Source organism: Bartonella sp. OD88NMGDW, from assembly GCF_042193775.1.
Taxonomy (GTDB): Bacteria; Pseudomonadota; Alphaproteobacteria; order Rhizobiales; family Rhizobiaceae; genus Bartonella; species Bartonella grahamii.
In genome coordinates this window covers 61,069-79,988 of the sequence record NZ_JBHIMA010000006.1, presented here as the reverse complement: position 1 = coordinate 79,988, position 18,920 = coordinate 61,069, and the positions used below count along the sequence as shown (strand labels likewise).

Sequence of the window (18,920 nt, the reverse complement as noted above, 5' to 3'; positions counted from 1 at the left end):
ATTTTTTCATGACTGAATTGATTAATCTTCGCCAATTTCGAAAACAAAAAAAACGTACAGAAAAATCTCTTCGTGCTGAGCAAAATCGTTATCGTTTTGGACGAACAAAAACTGAAAAATTTTTTGATCAACAAAAATCTTTAAAAACGCAAAAATTTCTTGATCAAAATCGTTTACGAAACGACGAATAAAGGTGGAAAAATGCACGAAAATAATTCTATCGATTGGTCAAAAGTCATTCCACGAAAGATATCTGTTCGCGTTGATGGACACGCAACAAGCGTCTCTTTAGAACCACCATTTTTAGATATTCTAAAAGATATAGCCCGCAAAAAAGGACAATCTTTAGCCTTTATTATCACTGATATTGATAGCAAAAGACCACAACAAGTCAATCTTTCGGCTTCCTTACGCGTTTATGCCCTTCAAAGCGTTCTCACCCAACGCCTTTGATGTTTGTGCTTATTTTTTTACGTTCTCTTTCTGTTTATTCAACTGGAGCTGTTGTGACTTTTTTAAGAGAAGTTTTTTTAATCTAGAACTTCAATGAAAAAAAGACTACAAAAGAGATACAATGAGTAATTTTTCTGATCACAACATGCCTTTCTTTGAAGAAGATTCCCCTCCAGACCATGATAAGAAGAGCTCTAGTTTTTTCTCCCATACTCTAAAAGAACAAAAATCGTATAACACAGACTATTTAGAACAACTCAATCCAGAACAGCAACAAGCTGTTATGAATACTGAGGGAGCTCTTTTAGTTCTTGCAGGTGCTGGTACAGGAAAAACGCGCGTTTTAACAACCCGTATTTCTCACATTTTACGCTCTGGACTTGCCTCTCCTCAGCAAATACTTGCTGTCACTTTCACCAACAAAGCAGCACGTGAAATGAAAATACGTATTAGTGAACTTATTGGAGAAATTGTTGAAGGTATGCCTTGGCTTGGAACTTTTCACTCCACTGGCGCTAAAATTTTACGCCGTCACGCAGAGCTTGTTGGTTTAAAAAGAAACTTTACAATTCTTGATAGCGATGATGTTCTTCGACTTTTAAAACAGCTTATTCAAGCTGAGGGACTAGACGATAAGCGTTGGCCCGCACGAAACCTCGCCATGATGATTGATTCTTGGAAAAATCAAGGACTTTCACCAACACATATCTCAAAAAGTGATGCTCATTCCTTTGGTAACGGCATGGGACGCGAACTTTATCACAGTTATCAAAATCGATTAAAAGATCTTAATGCTTGTGATTTTGGCGATCTTCTGCTTCATTCTATCTCTATCTTCCAACATAATCCAGATATTCTTCGCGAATATCATTCTCAATTTCGCTATATTCTTGTCGATGAATATCAAGATACAAATACAGCACAATATCTTTGGCTTCGCCTTTTGGCACAACATCCCCAAGGTCAACATGTTAATCTTTGTTGTGTTGGTGATGATGATCAATCCATTTATGGATGGCGTGGTGCAAAAGTCGAGAATATATTACGTTTTGAAAAAGATTTTCCTTCTGCCAAAATTATTCGTCTAGAACGCAATTATCGCTCAACATCCCATATTCTTAAAACCGCCTCCCATCTCATTGCTCATAATGAAGACAGACTGGGAAAAGTCCTTTTTTCTGCTCAAATAAAGAGTGAGGAAGAAAAGGTAAAAATTCATTCAGCATGGGATTCGGCAGAAGAAGCACGAGCAATCGGAGAAGAAATTGAACAAGCACAACAAACAGGTCATGCATTAAATCATATGGCTATATTGGTGCGTGCATCATTCCAAATGCGTGAATTTGAAGATCGCTTTGTAACACTTGGCCTTAATTATCGCGTCATTGGTGGTCCTCGTTTTTATGAACGAATGGAAATACGTGATGCTATGGCTTATTTACGCGTTGTTGTCCAACCTGCTGATGATTTAGCTTTTGAGCGTATTATTAATACACCGAAACGCGGCATAGGCGATGCAACCCTGCGCATTCTTTATGAGAGTGCGCGAGCACGTGCTGTTCCTCTCTTTTCCGCGGCCGCTGACATCATTGAAACAGATGAGTTAAAGCCTAAGGCACGCAGTGCGTTACGAAGCCTTATTGAAAACTTCCGCCGCTGGCAAAATATGCTTCAAGACACTCCTCATAAAGAACTTGCCGAGATTATCCTTGATGATTCTGGTTATACAACCATGTGGTTAGAAGATCGCTCACCAGAGGCTCCTACACGTCTAGAAAATCTTAAAGAAATGATCCGTTCCATGGAACAATTTGAAAATCTTCAAAGTTTTTTGGAACATGTTGCACTGGTTATGGATGCTGAAAACAATGAAAATACCGATGCGGTCAACATCATGACACTTCATTCAGCCAAAGGGCTTGAATTTGAAACAGTTTTTCTTCCTGGCTGGGAAGAAGGACTTTTTCCCCATCAGCGCTCATTAGATGAAGGTGGACGTTCAGGATTAGAAGAAGAACGGCGTCTTGCTTATGTTGGACTTACAAGAGCAAAAAAACACCTGCATATATGGTTTGTATCTAATCGTAGAATTCATGGACTTTGGCAACCTGCTCTCCCCTCCCGTTTTCTAGATGAATTACCAGCAAAACATATAGAAGTTGTAGAAATGGAAACATCCTATGGTGGTTATGGAAAATCTTCCTTTCAACATCACGATTTCTGTTATACTGACTATGCAACAGCAAGACAAAAGCGTGCACAAAAAAACAAAACGGTTGAAGGGAAAATTATCACTCAATCAATCTCTCATGAATCATCAGATTTTTCTATCAATGATCGGATTTTTCACATAAAATTTGGTTATGGTCATATTACAGCAATAGACGATCATAAATTGACAATAATGTTTGAAAAAGCCGGAGAAAAGCGTGTACTGGATAATTTTGTAAACAAAGCTTGACTAAAAGCAAACTACATCAGTTTTTTCAAGAGACCATTTTGTTTTATTCTGATTATCATTTCCATTTGCGAACAAAGACTTCAATGGGTAAATTTTGCATATCAGGCAATGCGTCGTAAATTTTATCAAGCGACCAATCCCACCAAGCCATCTCTAAAAGGCACTCAATCACATGATCGGGAAAACGCATCCGCAAGCGTTTAGCAGGAACACCAGCGACAACCGCATAAGGCATAACATCTTTCGTTATAACAGCGTTAGCACCAATAATTGCTCCATGTCCAACTTTCACCCCAGGCATAATAACCGCGCCATGTCCAATCCACACATCATGCCCGATAATAACACGTTTTGCACAACGCCTTTCGCGAAAAGAACGATCAAGTGCCATATAACGAAAATATTCATTAGGACGATAGGTTATTTTATGCGTTGAAACGCGTTCCATAGGATGCTCCAACGCATTCATCCGTACATGAGATGCAATAGAACAAAAACGCCCAATATTGCTATAAATAGCCTCACTATTACGTTCTAAATAAGAAAAATCTCCAACGGTTACATCCCGTAAACTCACCCGTTCATTAATTTCCACATAGCGCCCTAATTTACAACCATGCAGCCGTGCTGTCGTATGGATACGAGGCTCACTTTCATGAAATCGAAGATCGTTCTCAATATTCATGCATCCCTCACCAATGTTTCATCAATAGATATGGAAAGACATACCAATCAAGCCAATAAAATCAACCATGAAACAGAGATTGCAAAACAAACCTGCCGATGTTACAATTTCGTGATCTATCTAAGAGAGTCAAACTATGAAAAATGTAATACGCATCTTGGGGCTGACAATCATATTTCTTGCAGGTATTTTTATTTATGATGCGCTGACAAATAAGCCTTTAGGTGATAATTTTACACTCACTGATTCTAATGGAAGAAATATCACTGAGGCTGATATTCGAAGCAAGCCCTCAATAGTTTTTTTCGGCTTCACTATGTGTCCTGAAATCTGCCCTACGACATTGATGAATCTTGATCGATGGCTTACAGCCCTTGGACCCAATGCCGATAAATTAGGCATATGGTTTGTTACTGTTGACCCTGAACGTGATACACCAGAAGTGCTCCATGAATATCTCAGTAATTTTAACAATAAAATCATTGGGATCAGTGGAGATCCTGATAAAGTTCATAAAATGGTCAATTCCTTTAACATCGTTGCTGAAAAAGTCCCTGGAACAGATGGAAACTATACATATAACCATACAGCAGCAATTTTTTTACTCAAAAAAGGTGGAAAATTAGCTGGCGTTATCCGTTATGACACGAAAGAAAGCGATAGCGAATTAAAAGATGAAATCGCCATTGAACGGTTAAAAAAACTCATCTTAAACTAAAAAAACCGATCAAAAGAAAGAACAGTATGTCGCAACAAATTCGCCTCTATTATACTGCTTCTAAAAATGAAGCAGAACGGTTCTATACCCTTATAGACACAGCCTTTGACGAAGAAAGTTATCCTCTTGCTCTTACAGAGATAGATGAACAAAATGCTGTATATGAACTTTCACTCTATGTAGACCAAGAAAACTACGAGCATATTTCGAAACATTTTGCTCAAATCCTTTCTATAGATCCTGATAAAATTAATATGGAAGTTTTACCCAACATTGATTGGGTACAAAAAAGCCTTGAAGGACTAAAACCTGTGCATGCTGGACCTTTTTTTCTTCATGGAAGCCATAATAGAGGCGACATTCCAGCCAATGTTTTGCCTATTGAAATTGAAGCAAATCAAGCTTTTGGCACCGGACATCATGGAACAACAGCTGGTTGTTTAGAAATGATTGCCAAAGTGATGAAACACGAAAATCCCCAAAATGCACTTGATCTTGGTACTGGGAGCGGTGTACTAGCCATTGGCATAGCAATGCTCAAACCAATTACTGTTCTTGCATCCGATATTGATCCTGTCGCTATTCAAGTTGCACAACACAATATCGAATTCAATGGCGTAAAAAAATATATCACAGCTATTACAGCAACAGGTTTTGCCCATGATGCAATTGCATCACGAGCCCCTTTTGATCTCATCGTTGCCAATATCCTTGCTAATCCGCTTATTGAACTTGCGCAAGAAGTGGTAAAAGCACTTCAAAAAGGGGGATCACTTATACTCTCTGGAATTCTTGAGGAACAACATGCCCATGTTTTGGAGACTTATATAAAACAAGGACTGAAGCACATCGAAACATACCACCGGCAAGGATGGGTTACGATACATCTGAAATAAAAGAAAAGGACGTCGTTATGTATCAATCTTTTGAGGCAACAACAAATCCTGCTTATGCTCTAGAGCGCATTGCCTCTCTTCGTAAAGAACTAGACCGCCTTGGACTCGATGGTTTTCTTGTTCCGCGGTGCGATGAACATCAAGGAGAGTATGTCCCTCCTCATGCTCAACGCCTTAGCTGGCTAACCGGCTTTACTGGATCAGCTGGGATTGCAGTGATTTTAAAAAACAAAGCCATCATATTTACAGACGGGCGATATAAGCTCCAAGTTCGCCAACAAACTGATCCTGATATTTTTGATTATGAAGATCTCATAACTTGCCCTCCCTCACAATGGCTTGAAAAAAATGGTCAAAAACTTTCTATTGGTTTTGATCCATGGCTCCACACGATTGCCGCTACAGCAACGTTGAAAAAATCTTTAGAGATAGAAGCCGGTGGAAAACTTGTAGCAGTTCAACATAATCCCATTGACCTGCTCTGGCATGATCAGCCACCATTTCCACAATCTGCCTTATCAATTCACCCTCTCAAATATGCTGGGTGCGATACGGATGAAAAACTCGCTTTGATTTACAAAGATATACAGAAAACTCATGCAAATGCCTTTATTTTTACAGATCCCTCCTCTATTGCATGGATATTCAATATACGGGGCAGTGATGTTTCCAATACACCTTTTATCTTGTGTTTTGCTCTCATTCCACTTAACGAAACACCAGCCTTATTCATTAGCAGCAAAAAACTTGGTGTAGAACAGAAACAATATCTGGAACGTTATGCAAAATTATATGAACCAGAACAGCTTATTCCAAAGATCAAAGAGTATATTCAAAAAGGGACAGTGTTTGCATTAGATCCACAGCTAACATGCGAAAAATTACGAACTGTTATTGAAGAAAACAATAGCTCTTTCATCACACTTACCGATCCTGCCGCTCTACCACGTGCCATTAAAAATGACACAGAACTCAATGGTGCACGCAAAGCGCATCTACGCGATGGTGTTGCCCTAACCCGTTTTTTTTCCTGGTTAGATAAACAAACACCAGGGTCAATAAGTGAAATTTCTGCTGCGCAAAAATTAGAAGAATTTCGCATAAATACAGCAAAAGAAATGGGAGAAGAACTCAAAGATCTTTCTTTTGATACAATTTCAGCAGCAGGAGAAAATGGCGCCATTATTCATTATCGTGTAACGACACAAACAAATAAACAACTCAATGCGGGTGAACTTTATCTTGTTGATTCAGGCGGACAATATCGTGATGGAACGACAGATATCACACGTACAGTAGCAATTGGGAATATTGGAGAAGAAGAAAAGCGCTGTTTCACGCTTGTCCTCAAAGGTATGATTGCTCTTTCAACGGCTTACTTTCCAAAAGGAACCCGCGGACAAGACATTGATATTCTAGCGCGCATTGCATTGTGGAAGGCTGGTTTTGATTATGCTCATGGCACCGGTCATGGTGTTGGGTCTTATCTTTCTGTTCATGAAGGACCACAAAATATTTCCCGCAAAGGATGCCAAGAACTCATCTCCGGTATGATTCTTTCAAACGAACCAGGATATTATCGCGAAGGTGCTTTTGGTATTCGTCTTGAAAATTTGATAATTGTAAATCCAGCACAAAAAATTGATGGCGGGGATATAGAAATGCTTTCGTTTGAGACGCTTACACTTTGCCCTATTGATCGAAAACTCATTCTCCCAGAGCTTTTGACACAAGAAGAACGGCAATGGCTCAATGATTACCATGCGCGCGTTTATCAGATGAATGCACCTTACTTAAATGAAGAAGATAAAAAATGGGCAAAAGAGGCAACACTACCCCTTTAAATGAGGCAACACAAATATCTTCTAACGCTTCTTATAAAAACACCACACCCTTCTCTTTTAAAGAGAGAAGTGCGTATTTACCATCAGCAATCACAAAAAATGCTTCTATAAAATACTTCAAGTTTTTTTGCCGATAGGATAAAAGCTCTTCCCAAACTGAAACAGAGCGGAATACACTTGTAACAGATAATGCTTATCAACTATCCTCCACCATCTTCACATGAGTTATAGCCTTATTCTGCTATATAGAAATTTTCATTATATTTTGTAATCCTCCGCGTCTCATTTCTAAAATGCCTATTATAACCAGCTTATTACGCCGTTTAAATTCAAAAGTTCTGCATATTTAGTTACAATTTTTACCTTGCTTCACAGTGATAACGTATATCTTTTACTAATAATAACCTTGTATATTCTTAATCATAAGAGTTTAAGTTTAATATTTAATTTCAACGTTAATCATTTTTAATAACTTAATAAATATCAAAGTATATGGCGCTCTATTTTTGCAAAAAAACAACCCCTATTATCCCCTTTTTGATTCCAGCCCCCCAAAAATGTAAGAGAGCTAACCATACAAACAGCATACGCATCTTCTAGAAAACGCCCTCTAAACATTATGTTCCTCAATCAGCTGTAGCCAAGTCTCTTCATCGATAACCTCAACACCTAATTCTTCAGCTTTAGCCAATTTGGAGCCCGCTCCAGGTCCTGCAACAAGAAGATCTGTTTTTTTAGAAAGTGAACCAGATGTTTTAGCCCCTAATCGCTCTGCCAATGCTTTTGCTTCATCGCGTGACATATGCGCCAAAGTTCCTGTAAAAACAATTGTCTTCTCTGCTATTGGGGAAGAAGCTGTCGTGATAGGCTCCTCATCAAGAGGGGTTACTTCTTCAAGTAAAACAGACAAAACCTCACGATTATGCGCTTCTTGATAAAAATCAACAATTGCGCTCCCTACCTGTGGTCCAATTCCTTCGATATTGGTAAGCTCTATCCAAGCCTCATTTCCTTCTGTATTAATCTCATCACATGGCATAAGTGCTCCCATAGCCGCAGTTTCAAAAGCTGTATAATTTTTATAAGTACGCGCAAGACGCCGTGCATTAACCTCTCCAACATGGCGAATTCCCAATGCAAACAAAAAACGACTTAAAGGAATTTCTCGGCGTGCATTAATGGCATCATACAATTTGCGAACTGAAACAGTCCCAAAACCTTCTATATTTTCTAAACGTATCAAAGATTTTTCTTGGCGACGTTCTAAAGTAAAAATATCAGCTGGTGTATGAATACAAAGCGCTTCATCTTGAGCATAGAAAAAAAACTCTACCTGTTTTTTACCCAAGCCCTCAATATCAAAAGCATTGCGCGCAACAAAATGACGAATACGCTCAATCGCCTGTGCAGGACAAATAAGCCCCCCTGTACAGCGACGCACAGCTTCTCCCACTTCACGAACAGCATGACTCCCACAAGCTGGACACAAATGAGGAAAAATAAAGACAGCAGCATCTTTCGGGCGTTTTTCAATAATAACATCAATAACTTGAGGGATCACATCACCAGCACGTTGTACAATCACGCTATCGCCTACACGGATATCACGTCCTTCACGAATAGGCTCTCCTTTATGACCAATTCCCTTAATATAATCCTCATTATGCAAACTAGCATTGGTCACCACCACTCCACCAACAGTAATAGGCGTAAGACGTGCAACAGGTGTCAAAGCTCCCGTGCGACCAACTTGAATGTCAATATCTTTCAAAAGCGCTATCGCCTTTTCTGCTGGAAATTTATGCGCGATTGCCCAACGCGGCGAACGAGAAACAAACCCCAAGCGCTTTTGGAGCATCAAATCATTAACCTTATAAACAATACCATCAATATCATAGCTTAAAGAATGACGGCATTCTTCGATATCGTGATAATAAGAAATAATTTCTTCTAACGTCTTAAAGGCTTTTGTTAATGGATTGATAACAAAGCCATATTCTTTTAGCTTTTTCATCATCTCCATTTGACTTTCTGCCAATATTTCACTCACCTCACCACAAGCATAAGCAAAAAACTGAAGCTTTCTGCTAGCGGTTATCCGTGAATCAAGCTGACGGAGTGAACCAGCTGCCGCATTTCGAGGATTGGCAAAGGTTAACTTGCCCTTCTCTTGTTGGCTGATATTTAATGCTTGGAAATCTTCCCGCCCCATATAAACTTCACCACGCACCTCAATTATATTAGGAAAATCACCTTGCAAAACTTGTGGAATATCAGCAATGGTTCGGGCATTTGCCGTCACATTTTCACCGACAGTTCCATCCCCACGCGTTGCCGCCCCCACAAGCCGCCCCTTTTCATAGCGTAAAGACAAAGATAAACCATCAATTTTTGGCTCCGCTGTTATTTCCAACACCTGTGTTTCTGGAAGCCGTAAAAAACGACGAATACGCTCAACAAATTCAGTAACATCTTCAAAGCTAAACGCATTATCCAGTGAAAGCATTGGCTGTGCATGAACAGATTTTTCAAACTTTTCAGAAATTGGTGCCCCAATTTTATGTGAAGGAGAATCAACACGAATAAGCTCTGGAAAAAGAGCTTCAATTTCTGCATTACGGCGGCGCAAAGCATCATATTCTGCATCAGAAATTTCAGGCTGATCATCACGATTATAAAGCACATCATGACGTGCAATCTCTTTTGCCAACCACTCTAATTCACTTTCTGCTTCAACAGCTGTGAGATTTTTATCTGCATCTTTGTTCATAAAATCTATTCCAAATTACGAGCACTGCCACAAGGATGATCTCCGCGCCTCCTCATAAAGTGAATCTCAGTAAATACAAGCTTTCCAGTATTTTTATCGCTGACTAATTACCTTCATGCTAGAAGCTTTTGAGCCGCTGCACGCGCTTCTTCAGTAATCTGTTCTCCTGCCAACATACGAGCAATTTCTTCTGCACGCTCATGCTCTTCCATTTTATGAATAGCAGTAACAAAGCGTCCTTTATCATGACTCTCAATTTTTGAAATAAGAAAATGACCATGCGCTTTCGATGCAACCTGTGGAGCATGCGTAATAGCGAAAACCTGGACATGTTCTGATAAGCGTTGCAACCGTTGCCCAATAGCAGCTGCAACAGCACCCCCAACGCCTGTATCAATTTCATCAAAGATCAGCGTCGGTGCTGATCCTCGATCAGATAAAACAACTTTTAATGCCAACAAAAAACGAGACAATTCACCGCCAGAAGCCACACTAAGCATCGGTCCAGCACGTGTTCCAGGATTTGTTCGCACCCAATATTCAATACGATCACATCCCTCTGCACTCCGCTTTTCGATATCACTTTGCATTTCAACAATAAATTCAGCCCTCTCTAATTTCAATGCCGGTAACTCAGTCATCACGCTTTCAGACAAGCGCTTTGCAACCTCTTGACGTTTTACTGACAACGCTTGTGCTAACATATCATAATTTTTTTGTGCTTGTTTTGCCTCATTTTCAAAACGTGTCAATATAATCTGAGCCTCTTCAAAATCAGCTAATTCAGCATCCATCTTATCGCGTAACTGAACCAATTCATCCGCAGAAACTTGATATTTACGAGCAAAACCCCGAAGAGAAAAAAGACGCTCTTCTATCCGTTCTAATTCATCAGGTTCAAAATCTAATGCTCGTATTGCCGTCTCAATACCTTCTTGTGCTGTTGCAAGTGCATGCAATGCCTCATCAATAGATTTCACCACTGGTGCAATAAGCTCTTGTGCTTCAGGAATTTTCCGCTCCAAACGCCTCACCAAATTAGAAAGCACTGGGATTGGTGATTTTTGACCCGTTAAAAGATCATCCGCTTCTTTAATATCCGTCGCTATTTTTTCTAATTTAAGCATATCAGCACGACGAAGAGAAAGAGCCTCCTCTTCACCAACTTTAAAATCAAGCTTTTCAAGCTCTTCTATACACGCACGAAGATAATCAACCTCACGTACAGCGCTCTCTACTTTAAGACGCTGCCGTTGCAAACGCTCCTCAAATTCACGCCATGTGTAATAACACTGACGCAAATTTTCCACTTCATCCTCAAGACCACCAAAGGCATCTAATAATTGGCGATGTGTAGCAACATCAACAAGCGCACGATCATCATGTTGTCCATGAATTTCAACCAGCAAACGGCCAACACTCCGCATCAATGCAACACTAGACACCTGATCATTAATAAAAACACGGCTGCGTCCATCACTTGATTGCACACGTCGTAAAATAATATCACCCTCATCATCAAGACCATTCTCACGAATAAGTTGACGTGCAGGATGTGAAACAGACACATCAAAAACAGCTGTGACCTGCCCGCGCTCAGCACCATGACGCACAAGCGAAGCATCACCCCGCCCCCCTAGAGCAAGTGATAAAGCATCAAGGAGAATGGACTTCCCCGCACCTGTTTCTCCAGTTAAAACAGTCAACCCCGCCGTAAAATGAATATCGAGCGTTTCGATCAAAACAATATTATGAATCGAAAGCTGTACCAGCATAGAGAATCAACGTACCCTCTTCTTATCACCACCTAAAGCATTTGAGATCCAAGAAGATTTATGCTCGCGTGGCGATATTTTATTCTTCTGCAAGAGATTATAAGAAAATTTATACCACTCACTTTTGGGATAATTACGTCCTAAAATAGCTGCTGCCGTCTGTGCTTCCGCCGTTAAGCCGAGAGCAAGATTAACCTCAGTCAAGCGGAAAAGCGCTTCTTCAATTTGATTTGTATCGGAATACTCTTCAACCACGGTACGAAACCGTCTACTTGCCGCAAGGTAGCGCCGCCCCTCTTCATAATAACGACCAATCTGCATTTCTTTGCCAGCCAGCTGCTCGCGCCCAAAACGTATTTTATCCTTAGCATCCTTGACATATTCAGAATTAGGATAACGCTCTATAAGGAGCTGCATAGCAGCAATAGCGCGTTTCGTATCACGTTGATCACGCGTAACATCAGGAATCCGACGGAAAGAAGAAAGACCAATAATATAGTACGCATAAGCCGAGTCAGTCGACCCTGGATAAAGAGTAATATAGCGTTGAGCCATACTAATTGAATCATCATACTTTCCGAGTCGATAATTAGTAAAAGCCCCCATGACCAAAGATTTACGCCCCCAGTCTGTATAAGCATACTGCTTTTCAATCTTCAAAAACTTCTTCGATGCATCCCCAAGCTTCCCACTCTCAAGGCTAGCAAGAGCCTGATTATATAAAACATCTGGTGGCTCTATTTTCAAAACGTAAGCAGATGGATCAAGAGTATTTTTCTCTTTAAAGAGGCATCCCGCCAACATACAGGTGCTTCCCAAAAGCACCACCCCCAATATCTTGCGTACAATGTTAGATTTTCTATATGTCATATTTCCAATGCACACATGAGATTTTTTCATAGTTTTCCCGGCCTCCACAGAATATCACCTTGTAGCAAAAACAAGTTATAAAAGGTCTTATACCATATCACTTTAAAATCCACATAACCAATTTAGCAGTTTAGGTCAATCATCCCCTTAAAAATCAAATAAACGATAAAAAAATCTTGTCAATTTTTTTACTCTTTCTCTAAAAAGCTTTTTTCGTAATGGGATTCGTCTGCCAAAACAGCCTTCACCAATTGCGCATTAATTCTATGTCCACTACAATAAGAACGAAATAATCCAATAAAAGGCGCCCCAAGCAAAGCAGTATCACCAATCGCATCAAGCATCTTGTGCCGAACACATTCATTCTCCCAATAAGGACCATCGGGATTTAAAATTTTATCATTAAGGTCAATAACAAGAGAATTTTCCAAAGAAGCGCCTCTCGCCTTTCCAGAAAGCCTTAATTTTTCCACGTCTTTGATAAAACCAAAAGTGCGCGCACGTGACAAATCATCTCTAAACCCTCGTGTGGTAAGGTCAAAACTGAAATGTTGCTTACCAATAGCAGAAGAAGGAAAAGAGATCGTTATATCAAAACGACGTCCATCGAATGGCAAAAGCTCTGCAACACCATGAGCTCCTTCAACCCGCAACGGTTTTTTTATAATGAAATAAGAACGTAACGCATTTTGCTGTACAATGCCGACATCTTCAAAAGCTTGGCAATATAGCCACGCTGAACCATCCAAAATAGGAATCTCATTATGTGACACTTCAATAATAAGATTATCCAAATTATAAGCAGTAATTGCTGCCATCAAATGTTCAATTGTTTCAACCCTTATATCTCCATCTCCAAGTACCGTTGATAATTCAGTTTCTCCTGTTTGCGATGCATGGGCTTGAAATATTTTCTCTGTTCCGTCTAATCCACAACGCTTAAAAATAATACCACACCCAACATCCGCTGGACAAACCTTTACCACTGACAAACAACCACTGTGAACGCCAATCCCCTTAAATGTTACTGCTTTTTTAAGAGTCGACTGATATTTTGGCACCAAATTCATCATATTGTTTTATTAAATTACTTTTACATCTTTTAACAAAATTTATAAAACTATAAAAAATATTCATAGTAAATAATAAAAAAAACCGCTTATTATAAGCGGTTTTTTAAAAACAAAGTATTTTATCCAAAAAACAGCAATATATTTTACTGTATAATTTTTGACTGATCATCAAAGAGGTAACAATCTTTCTTACTTTGCCTCATTTTTCATCAATTAATTTGCCTGACGACGTAAAAATGCTGGTATTTCCAACTGATCTTCTTCACTTATAAAAGTACGCTGATCTTGTGGTACCTGAGGGTGCAGCTCACCAGAACGACGTGGAACATAAACAGAAGCATCTTGAGAAAGCGCCTGAGAATTTTTATTGTAAACACGAGACTCTTCCTGCTGAGACGATCTGACAGCAGGCTCCAGCCTCGCTTCTGGCTCGGCTTCTTCACGATTCGTCAAACTCTGTTTCAAACGCTGCCAAAGATTACGAGGACCTTGATCAGTCACAGATGTTCTTTGACTTTGTCCACGAGCAACAGGAGGAAAATCCTTTAACTCAGGCATACGCATTGGAGAGCGCGCTTGCATTTGTTGCATTTGTTTTGGTTGCACTAGCTTTTCTTTTTGCTTCACAACCCCTGTCATCTCATCAAGAACATGCGCTGTTGCCTCCATACTCACGGGAGCTGTCATAGCCGGTTGAGAACCACGACCTACTTGCATACGGGGCACATTTGATCTCTGTTCCTGAACAGCATTTGAACCATACGCAACAGCATTCGTCGCACTTCGTGTCGTCATTGCTTCTGTAGGCTGTGCAAAAATTTGACTTTTGGGACGGAACTGTTCTCCGGTTGATTTACCCTTCTCTATTTCAAGTGATTCGATCACTTCTACCATTGACTCAGAACGCAGAGGCGATGACTGAACATGAAAAGAACTGTGTGACGTTCCAGGATCGCTCTTGCGCATTGAAGAAGCAGGCCTTTGAAGCTGAGGATGAGACGACTGAACCACATCACTAACTTCACGATCAATACCGGTGGCAACCACAGAAACACGAATAACACCTTCCAATGACTCATCATCAATAGCACCAAAAATCACATTCGCATCAGCATCCACTTCTTCACGAATACGATTAGCAGCTTCATCAACCTCAAAAAGAGTCATATCACGACCACCCGTAATAGAAATCAGTAAACCACGCGCCCCACGCATAGAGGTATCATCCAACAATGGGTTTGCAATAGCAGCTTCAGCTGCAGCCAAAGCACGTCCTTCACCAGATGCCTCACCCGTTCCCATCATAGCTCGACCCATTTCGTGCATAACAGAGCGAACATCAGCGAAATCAAGGTTAATCAAACCCTCTTTAATCATCAAATCCGTAATGGAAGCAACACCAGAATAAAGCACTTGGTCAGCCATAGCAAAAGCATCAGCAAACGTTGTCTTATCATTTGCAATACGGAAAAGATTTTGATTGGGAATAACAATCAATGTATCGACAGACTTTTGTAATTCTTCAATACCAGCCTCTGCCGTTTTCATACGACGTGCGCCTTCAAACTGAAACGGCTTTGTCACAACACCAACAGTCAAAATACCTTTTTCACGTGCTGCGCGAGCAACAACAGGAGCAGCCCCTGTTCCAGTTCCTCCCCCCATACCAGCAGTAATGAAAACCATATGAGAGTCTGCAAGATGATCAATAATTTCATCAATACATTCCTCTGCCGCCGCTTGTCCAACTTCCGGTAAAGCACCAGCACCCAAACCCTCTGTCACAGCTGCTCCAAGTTGGATAACACGTTCAGCCTTTGACATAGCCAAAGCCTGTGCATCCGTATTTGCAACAACAAAATCAACTCCCTGAAGACCAGCATTTATCATATTATTCACGGCATTCCCGCCACCACCTCCAACACCAAAAACGGTAATGCGTGGCTTCAATTCCGCGATATCTGGCCGATGCAGATTAATCGTCATTTTCTTTTCCTTCTCATAAGACACCGCAAGCCAAAGCGATGAAATTTATCCAACTAGACTTAACTAAAAACTCTCACGCAACCACTGACCAACACGCTGAAAATACCCACGCGTGCCCATCGATAAATGATTTCCTGCCGCCTGCATTGTTTTTTCTTCAAAACCCACCAATTGCGGATAAATTAACAACCCAACAGCAGATGTAAACGCCGCCCCTTTTGCAAGAGAAGGAAGCCTCGAAATACCTAAAGGCCGCCCGATACGAACATTTCTTCCTAATATAGTACGTGCCATTTCTGGCAATCCTGTTAACTGGCTTGCTCCCCCAGTCAAAATAACACGTTTACCAATGATGTGACCAAAACCAGAACGATTTAAACAATCACGGACCATTTCTAAAATTTCTTCAACACGCGCACGAATAATACGCCCAAGAACCGCGCGAGGATATTGAGTTTCACGCTGTTCATTCCCAATTTCTGCTACATTAATCATTTGCCGCTCATCAGCGCTTGTTAGAAGTGCTGAACCATAAACAACTTTTAAACGTTCCGCCTCTGTTAAAGACATAGAAAATCCGCGCGCAACATCAAGAGTGACATGATGCCCCCCAACAGCAAGAGCATCCGCATGAATAAATTTTCCCTCAAAAAACACTGAAAATGTTGTTGTTCCACCACCAAAATCAATACATGCAGCCCCTAAATGCGCCTCATCATTCATCAAGACAGCAAGACCACTTGCAAAGGGAGTAGCAACCATTGCTTCAACACTCAAATGTGCACGATTAATACAAGTTTCTAAATTACGCAAAGAAGCTGTTTCTGCTGTTACCACATGCACGTCAACACCAAATGTTTCCCCTGCCATTCCAACAGGGTCAGAAATTCCTTTATCTCCATCCAATACATAAGAAACTGGAACTGAGTGCATAACATGACGTTCAGCATCAAAAGCTTTACGCGAAACATCTGAAAAGGCCATACGCATATCACGCTTGGTGACTTCACGACCATTCAAATGGACCTTTCCATTAATCAAAGCACTTTGTAATCGACTTGAGGAAAAATTCACAATCACTGAATCCACCACCAAGCCAGCCATTTTTTCTGCCGCATCAACAGCCAATCTTATTGATTGTTCTGCTGCAAACATATCCATGACAACACCAGATTTAATACCACGTGAACGCTGCACTCCAAAGCCTAGAATTTCCGTAGAATGTGTACGACCATGTAAATAGTGCGCATGCTTCAAAGGACGCAAACAAGCAATAAGACAAACAATCTTACTTGAACCGACATCAAGCACCGTTAAAAAACGTGTTTTACGCCCTCCCAGATGATGTGATCTAAGCAACATCATGGGTTTCCTGCCTTTCGTGCCTTTAAAATACGTTCTTCTTCTGCTACAGTAGCGTTATAACGCTCCAACGTTTCATCTGACAAAGAAACAGTAATTCGATCAGCAAGACGTAAATCAACACTGAGAATATCGCGCGATAAAAGATCCTGCATTGTACCGGACGAAATAAGAGAGGAAAGCCTTTCAAGTGCACCATTTTCAGGCAACATAACGCGCATTCCATTATCCAAAACAAGATCCCAACGTCGATTACCTACCCGCACAAAAGCACGAATACGATCATATACTTCTGGATAAACTGACAGCGCTTGAATAAATCCTTTAGCAGCATTTTGCGCACCCTGCCCCACCACAAGAGGCAAATCCCGAGAAATTTCTCCTTTAAAGGGTACAATGACGCGCCCTGTATTATCAACAATATCCACTATGCTATCATGTTGCCAAATGGCATAGGGTTCACGCTCCACGATGGAAATGCGCATTCTATTGGGATAAATTTTCTGAACATTAGCCGATTGCACCCAAGCCTGTTTTTCCAAAAGAGAACGTGCTCTTTCAACATCAAAAGTGAATATAGAAGGCGCAACATCAAGTTTTAAAATTTTAAAAATATCCTGCTTTGTTAAGCGCTTATTACCGCTTATATCGACATGAGTGACCACAAAACTACTATCCAATATGATCGTGTTTACGATCACAGCCATCTGACCACTCGATGAAAGTCCATAAAAAGCCGTAACAAAGAAAAACCATACAACAGCAAAAGAGCCGAAATGGCGTGGAATATGAATATTGACAAAAACAAACTCAAACATAAACCGAAGAAAACGACGATAAAGACGTGGCAAAGCCGGCACTGAAAGCACCTCCATCGGAACATTTGTTTTATTAACATTCAACGCATACATGATGCGTCCTCCACCATCCATTGAACAATATCGCCGTAAGTACGGCCGCTCGCTTTTGCAATATCAGGAAGAAGAGACGTCGATGTCATACCGGGTTGCGTATTAATTTCAAGCCAAACCAATTCTCCCGTTTTCTCATCAAAACGAAAATCAGAACGGCTAACACCTCGACACCCTATCGCCTGATGGGCTGCTAAAGACATTCTTTGCACACTTTGGTAAATATTTAGTGAAAGTTGTGCAGGACAAATATGAAGAGAACCACCCATTTTATATTTCGAGTCATAATCGTAGAATGGAAAGTGTTTATCGGGAAGAATTTCACACACATCCAGCACTTCATTCCCCAAAACAGCACAAGTCAATTCACGACCAGGAATATATTTTTCAATCATCACCTCATCGGCATACCCCCACTCAGCTCCCCCAATATTATGCGGCGGTACAGCTTCATTTTCCTGGACAATAACAACACCAAAACTTGATCCTTCACACACAGGTTTAATTACATAAGGAGGCTCCATGGGGTGTGTTTGTCCCAAAGCAAAGCGGCTCATGATACGAGAAGGAGCAACACAAACCCCAACATTTTCAACGATAATTTTTGCACGTCCCTTATCCATTGCCAAAGCGGATGCCATCACACCAGAATGGGTATAAGGAATTTTTAAATATTCAAGAATCCCCTGAATCCGACCATCTTCACCAAATGGACCATGCAATGCATTGAAGACAATATCGGGCTGCAACTTTTCAAGAACAGAAGCAATATGAGCGTCAACATCCACGCGGCTCACGCGATACCCCTGCAGCTCTAGAACATCAGCACAAGCCGCCCCTGAAGATAAACTTACAGACCGTTCAGAAGAAAAACCTCCCATTAACACAGCTATATGTTTATCTCTCATAATAAATCACCCTCTTTCGCATACTATATGTAGTCTATATAAAATACATCAGCACCACATACAGAAAAAACAAGGTTTATCCTTGCGAATCAATAACCTAGCATTTTGCATAATGAATCAGACTCAAAAGCCTGATGCAAGAGATTCTTTGTTAATTTATTGATTCTTAATAGAAATTTTTTATTATCTCTTTGAAATGACTCAATTT

The 18,920-nt window shown here is 40.5% G+C and carries 15 protein-coding genes; 6 read left to right on the top strand and 9 right to left on the bottom strand.

Going from position 1 to position 18,920, the window contains the following annotated elements:
• The first annotated feature begins 8 nt into the window (after nt 1-8).
• The 3 genes from ACFIJR_RS06210 to ACFIJR_RS06200 all read left to right on the top strand — a co-directional run bounded on the left by ACFIJR_RS06210 (nt 9) and on the right by ACFIJR_RS06200 (nt 2,914).
• Nucleotides 9-191, top strand: coding sequence for a DUF4169 family protein (locus ACFIJR_RS06210; protein WP_375628971.1), 183 nt, complete (start codon nt 9-11; stop codon nt 189-191).
• 10 nt (nt 192-201) lie between these two features.
• Nucleotides 202-453 carry a ribbon-helix-helix domain-containing protein gene (locus tag ACFIJR_RS06205; RefSeq protein WP_273788067.1) on the top strand — a complete coding sequence of 84 codons (252 nt, stop codon included), beginning with the start codon at nt 202-204 and terminating at the stop codon, nt 451-453.
• A 121-nt stretch (nt 454-574) separates the two neighbouring features.
• The gene (locus ACFIJR_RS06200; RefSeq protein ID WP_375653825.1) at nt 575-2,914 is read left to right on the top strand and encodes an ATP-dependent helicase; all 2,340 of its coding nucleotides are present in this window, start codon (nt 575-577) and stop codon (nt 2,912-2,914) included.
• A 55-nt stretch (nt 2,915-2,969) separates the two neighbouring features.
• Here the strand turns inward: ACFIJR_RS06200 and ACFIJR_RS06195 are convergent, their stop codons facing one another.
• Nucleotides 2,970-3,599 (bottom strand): DapH/DapD/GlmU-related protein, encoded by a 630-nt coding sequence (locus tag ACFIJR_RS06195; RefSeq protein ID WP_375626101.1) that lies wholly within the window; start codon nt 3,597-3,599, stop codon nt 2,970-2,972.
• Nucleotides 3,600-3,735: 136 nt separating this feature from the next.
• Between ACFIJR_RS06195 and ACFIJR_RS06190 the strand changes: the two genes are divergently transcribed.
• Genes ACFIJR_RS06190 through ACFIJR_RS06180 form a run of 3 tightly spaced genes read left to right on the top strand, consistent with a single transcriptional unit; the run spans nt 3,736 to nt 7,057 of the window.
• Nucleotides 3,736-4,317, top strand: coding sequence for an SCO family protein (locus tag ACFIJR_RS06190; RefSeq protein WP_375626103.1), 582 nt, complete (start codon nt 3,736-3,738; stop codon nt 4,315-4,317).
• A gap of 26 nt (nt 4,318-4,343) precedes the next feature.
• Entirely contained in the window at nt 4,344-5,213 is an 870-nt protein-coding gene (locus tag ACFIJR_RS06185; RefSeq protein WP_375651863.1) for a 50S ribosomal protein L11 methyltransferase, read from the top strand.
• A 17-nt stretch (nt 5,214-5,230) separates the two neighbouring features.
• Nucleotides 5,231-7,057: an aminopeptidase P family protein gene (locus tag ACFIJR_RS06180; RefSeq protein ID WP_375653823.1), complete on the top strand. Its 1,827-nt coding sequence runs from the start codon at nt 5,231-5,233 to the stop codon at nt 7,055-7,057.
• A gap of 610 nt (nt 7,058-7,667) precedes the next feature.
• Here ACFIJR_RS06180 and ligA read toward each other — a convergent pair.
• The 8 genes from ligA to ACFIJR_RS06140 all read right to left on the bottom strand — a co-directional run bounded on the left by ligA (nt 7,668) and on the right by ACFIJR_RS06140 (nt 18,712).
• A complete protein-coding gene (gene ligA / locus ACFIJR_RS06175) occupies nt 7,668-9,827 on the bottom strand; it encodes an NAD-dependent DNA ligase LigA (protein ID WP_375653822.1) in 2,160 nt (719 codons plus the stop codon).
• 113 nt (nt 9,828-9,940) lie between these two features.
• On the bottom strand, nt 9,941-11,602 hold the full coding sequence (gene recN, locus ACFIJR_RS06170; protein ID WP_375627085.1) for a DNA repair protein RecN: 1,662 nt from the start codon (nt 11,600-11,602) through the stop codon (nt 9,941-9,943).
• A gap of 6 nt (nt 11,603-11,608) precedes the next feature.
• Complete coding sequence (locus ACFIJR_RS06165) at nt 11,609-12,502, bottom strand: outer membrane protein assembly factor BamD (RefSeq protein WP_375619631.1); 894 nt, start codon at nt 12,500-12,502, stop codon at nt 11,609-11,611.
• Nucleotides 12,503-12,660: 158 nt separating this feature from the next.
• Nucleotides 12,661-13,545 carry a UDP-3-O-acyl-N-acetylglucosamine deacetylase gene (lpxC, locus tag ACFIJR_RS06160; protein WP_375648155.1) on the bottom strand — a complete coding sequence of 295 codons (885 nt, stop codon included), beginning with the start codon at nt 13,543-13,545 and terminating at the stop codon, nt 12,661-12,663.
• Between the two features lie 213 nt (nt 13,546-13,758).
• Entirely contained in the window at nt 13,759-15,531 is a 1,773-nt protein-coding gene (gene ftsZ, locus ACFIJR_RS06155; RefSeq protein WP_375653820.1) for a cell division protein FtsZ, read from the bottom strand.
• 63 nt (nt 15,532-15,594) lie between these two features.
• On the bottom strand, nt 15,595-16,896 hold the full coding sequence (gene ftsA / locus ACFIJR_RS06150) for a cell division protein FtsA (protein WP_375627078.1): 1,302 nt from the start codon (nt 16,894-16,896) through the stop codon (nt 15,595-15,597).
• The gene (locus tag ACFIJR_RS06145) at nt 16,893-17,804 is read right to left on the bottom strand and encodes a cell division protein FtsQ/DivIB (RefSeq protein WP_375651868.1); all 912 of its coding nucleotides are present in this window, start codon (nt 17,802-17,804) and stop codon (nt 16,893-16,895) included. The genes ftsA and ACFIJR_RS06145 overlap by 4 nt, the downstream gene beginning before the upstream one ends.
• Nucleotides 17,792-18,712 carry a D-alanine--D-alanine ligase gene (locus tag ACFIJR_RS06140; RefSeq protein WP_375627075.1) on the bottom strand — a complete coding sequence of 307 codons (921 nt, stop codon included), beginning with the start codon at nt 18,710-18,712 and terminating at the stop codon, nt 17,792-17,794. Before ACFIJR_RS06140 ends, ACFIJR_RS06145 begins: the two co-directional genes overlap by 13 nt.
• Nucleotides 18,713-18,920: the final 208 nt, after the last annotated feature.

Excerpts from the sequence above, each read along its gene's own strand:
- ACFIJR_RS06145 (WP_375651868.1), bottom strand. The coding sequence starts at position 17,804 with ATGTATGCGTTGAATGTTAATAAAACAAATGTTCCGATGGAGGTGCTT.
- ACFIJR_RS06140 (WP_375627075.1), bottom strand. The coding sequence starts at position 18,712 with ATGAGAGATAAACATATAGCTGTGTTAATGGGAGGTTTTTCTTCTGAA.
- ACFIJR_RS06185 (WP_375651863.1), top strand. The coding sequence starts at position 4,344 with ATGTCGCAACAAATTCGCCTCTATTATACTGCTTCTAAAAATGAAGCA.
- ACFIJR_RS06205 (WP_273788067.1), top strand. The coding sequence starts at position 202 with ATGCACGAAAATAATTCTATCGATTGGTCAAAAGTCATTCCACGAAAG.
- ACFIJR_RS06190 (WP_375626103.1), top strand. The coding sequence starts at position 3,736 with ATGAAAAATGTAATACGCATCTTGGGGCTGACAATCATATTTCTTGCA.
- ACFIJR_RS06200 (WP_375653825.1), top strand. The coding sequence starts at position 575 with ATGAGTAATTTTTCTGATCACAACATGCCTTTCTTTGAAGAAGATTCC.
- ACFIJR_RS06165 (WP_375619631.1), bottom strand. The coding sequence starts at position 12,502 with ATGAAAAAATCTCATGTGTGCATTGGAAATATGACATATAGAAAATCT.
- ligA (WP_375653822.1), bottom strand. The coding sequence starts at position 9,827 with ATGAACAAAGATGCAGATAAAAATCTCACAGCTGTTGAAGCAGAAAGT.
- ACFIJR_RS06210 (WP_375628971.1), top strand. The coding sequence starts at position 9 with ATGACTGAATTGATTAATCTTCGCCAATTTCGAAAACAAAAAAAACGT.
- ACFIJR_RS06195 (WP_375626101.1), bottom strand. The coding sequence starts at position 3,599 with ATGAATATTGAGAACGATCTTCGATTTCATGAAAGTGAGCCTCGTATC.
- ftsZ (WP_375653820.1), bottom strand. The coding sequence starts at position 15,531 with ATGACGATTAATCTGCATCGGCCAGATATCGCGGAATTGAAGCCACGC.
- ACFIJR_RS06180 (WP_375653823.1), top strand. The coding sequence starts at position 5,231 with ATGTATCAATCTTTTGAGGCAACAACAAATCCTGCTTATGCTCTAGAG.
- recN (WP_375627085.1), bottom strand. The coding sequence starts at position 11,602 with ATGCTGGTACAGCTTTCGATTCATAATATTGTTTTGATCGAAACGCTC.
- lpxC (WP_375648155.1), bottom strand. The coding sequence starts at position 13,545 with ATGATGAATTTGGTGCCAAAATATCAGTCGACTCTTAAAAAAGCAGTA.
- ftsA (WP_375627078.1), bottom strand. The coding sequence starts at position 16,896 with ATGATGTTGCTTAGATCACATCATCTGGGAGGGCGTAAAACACGTTTT.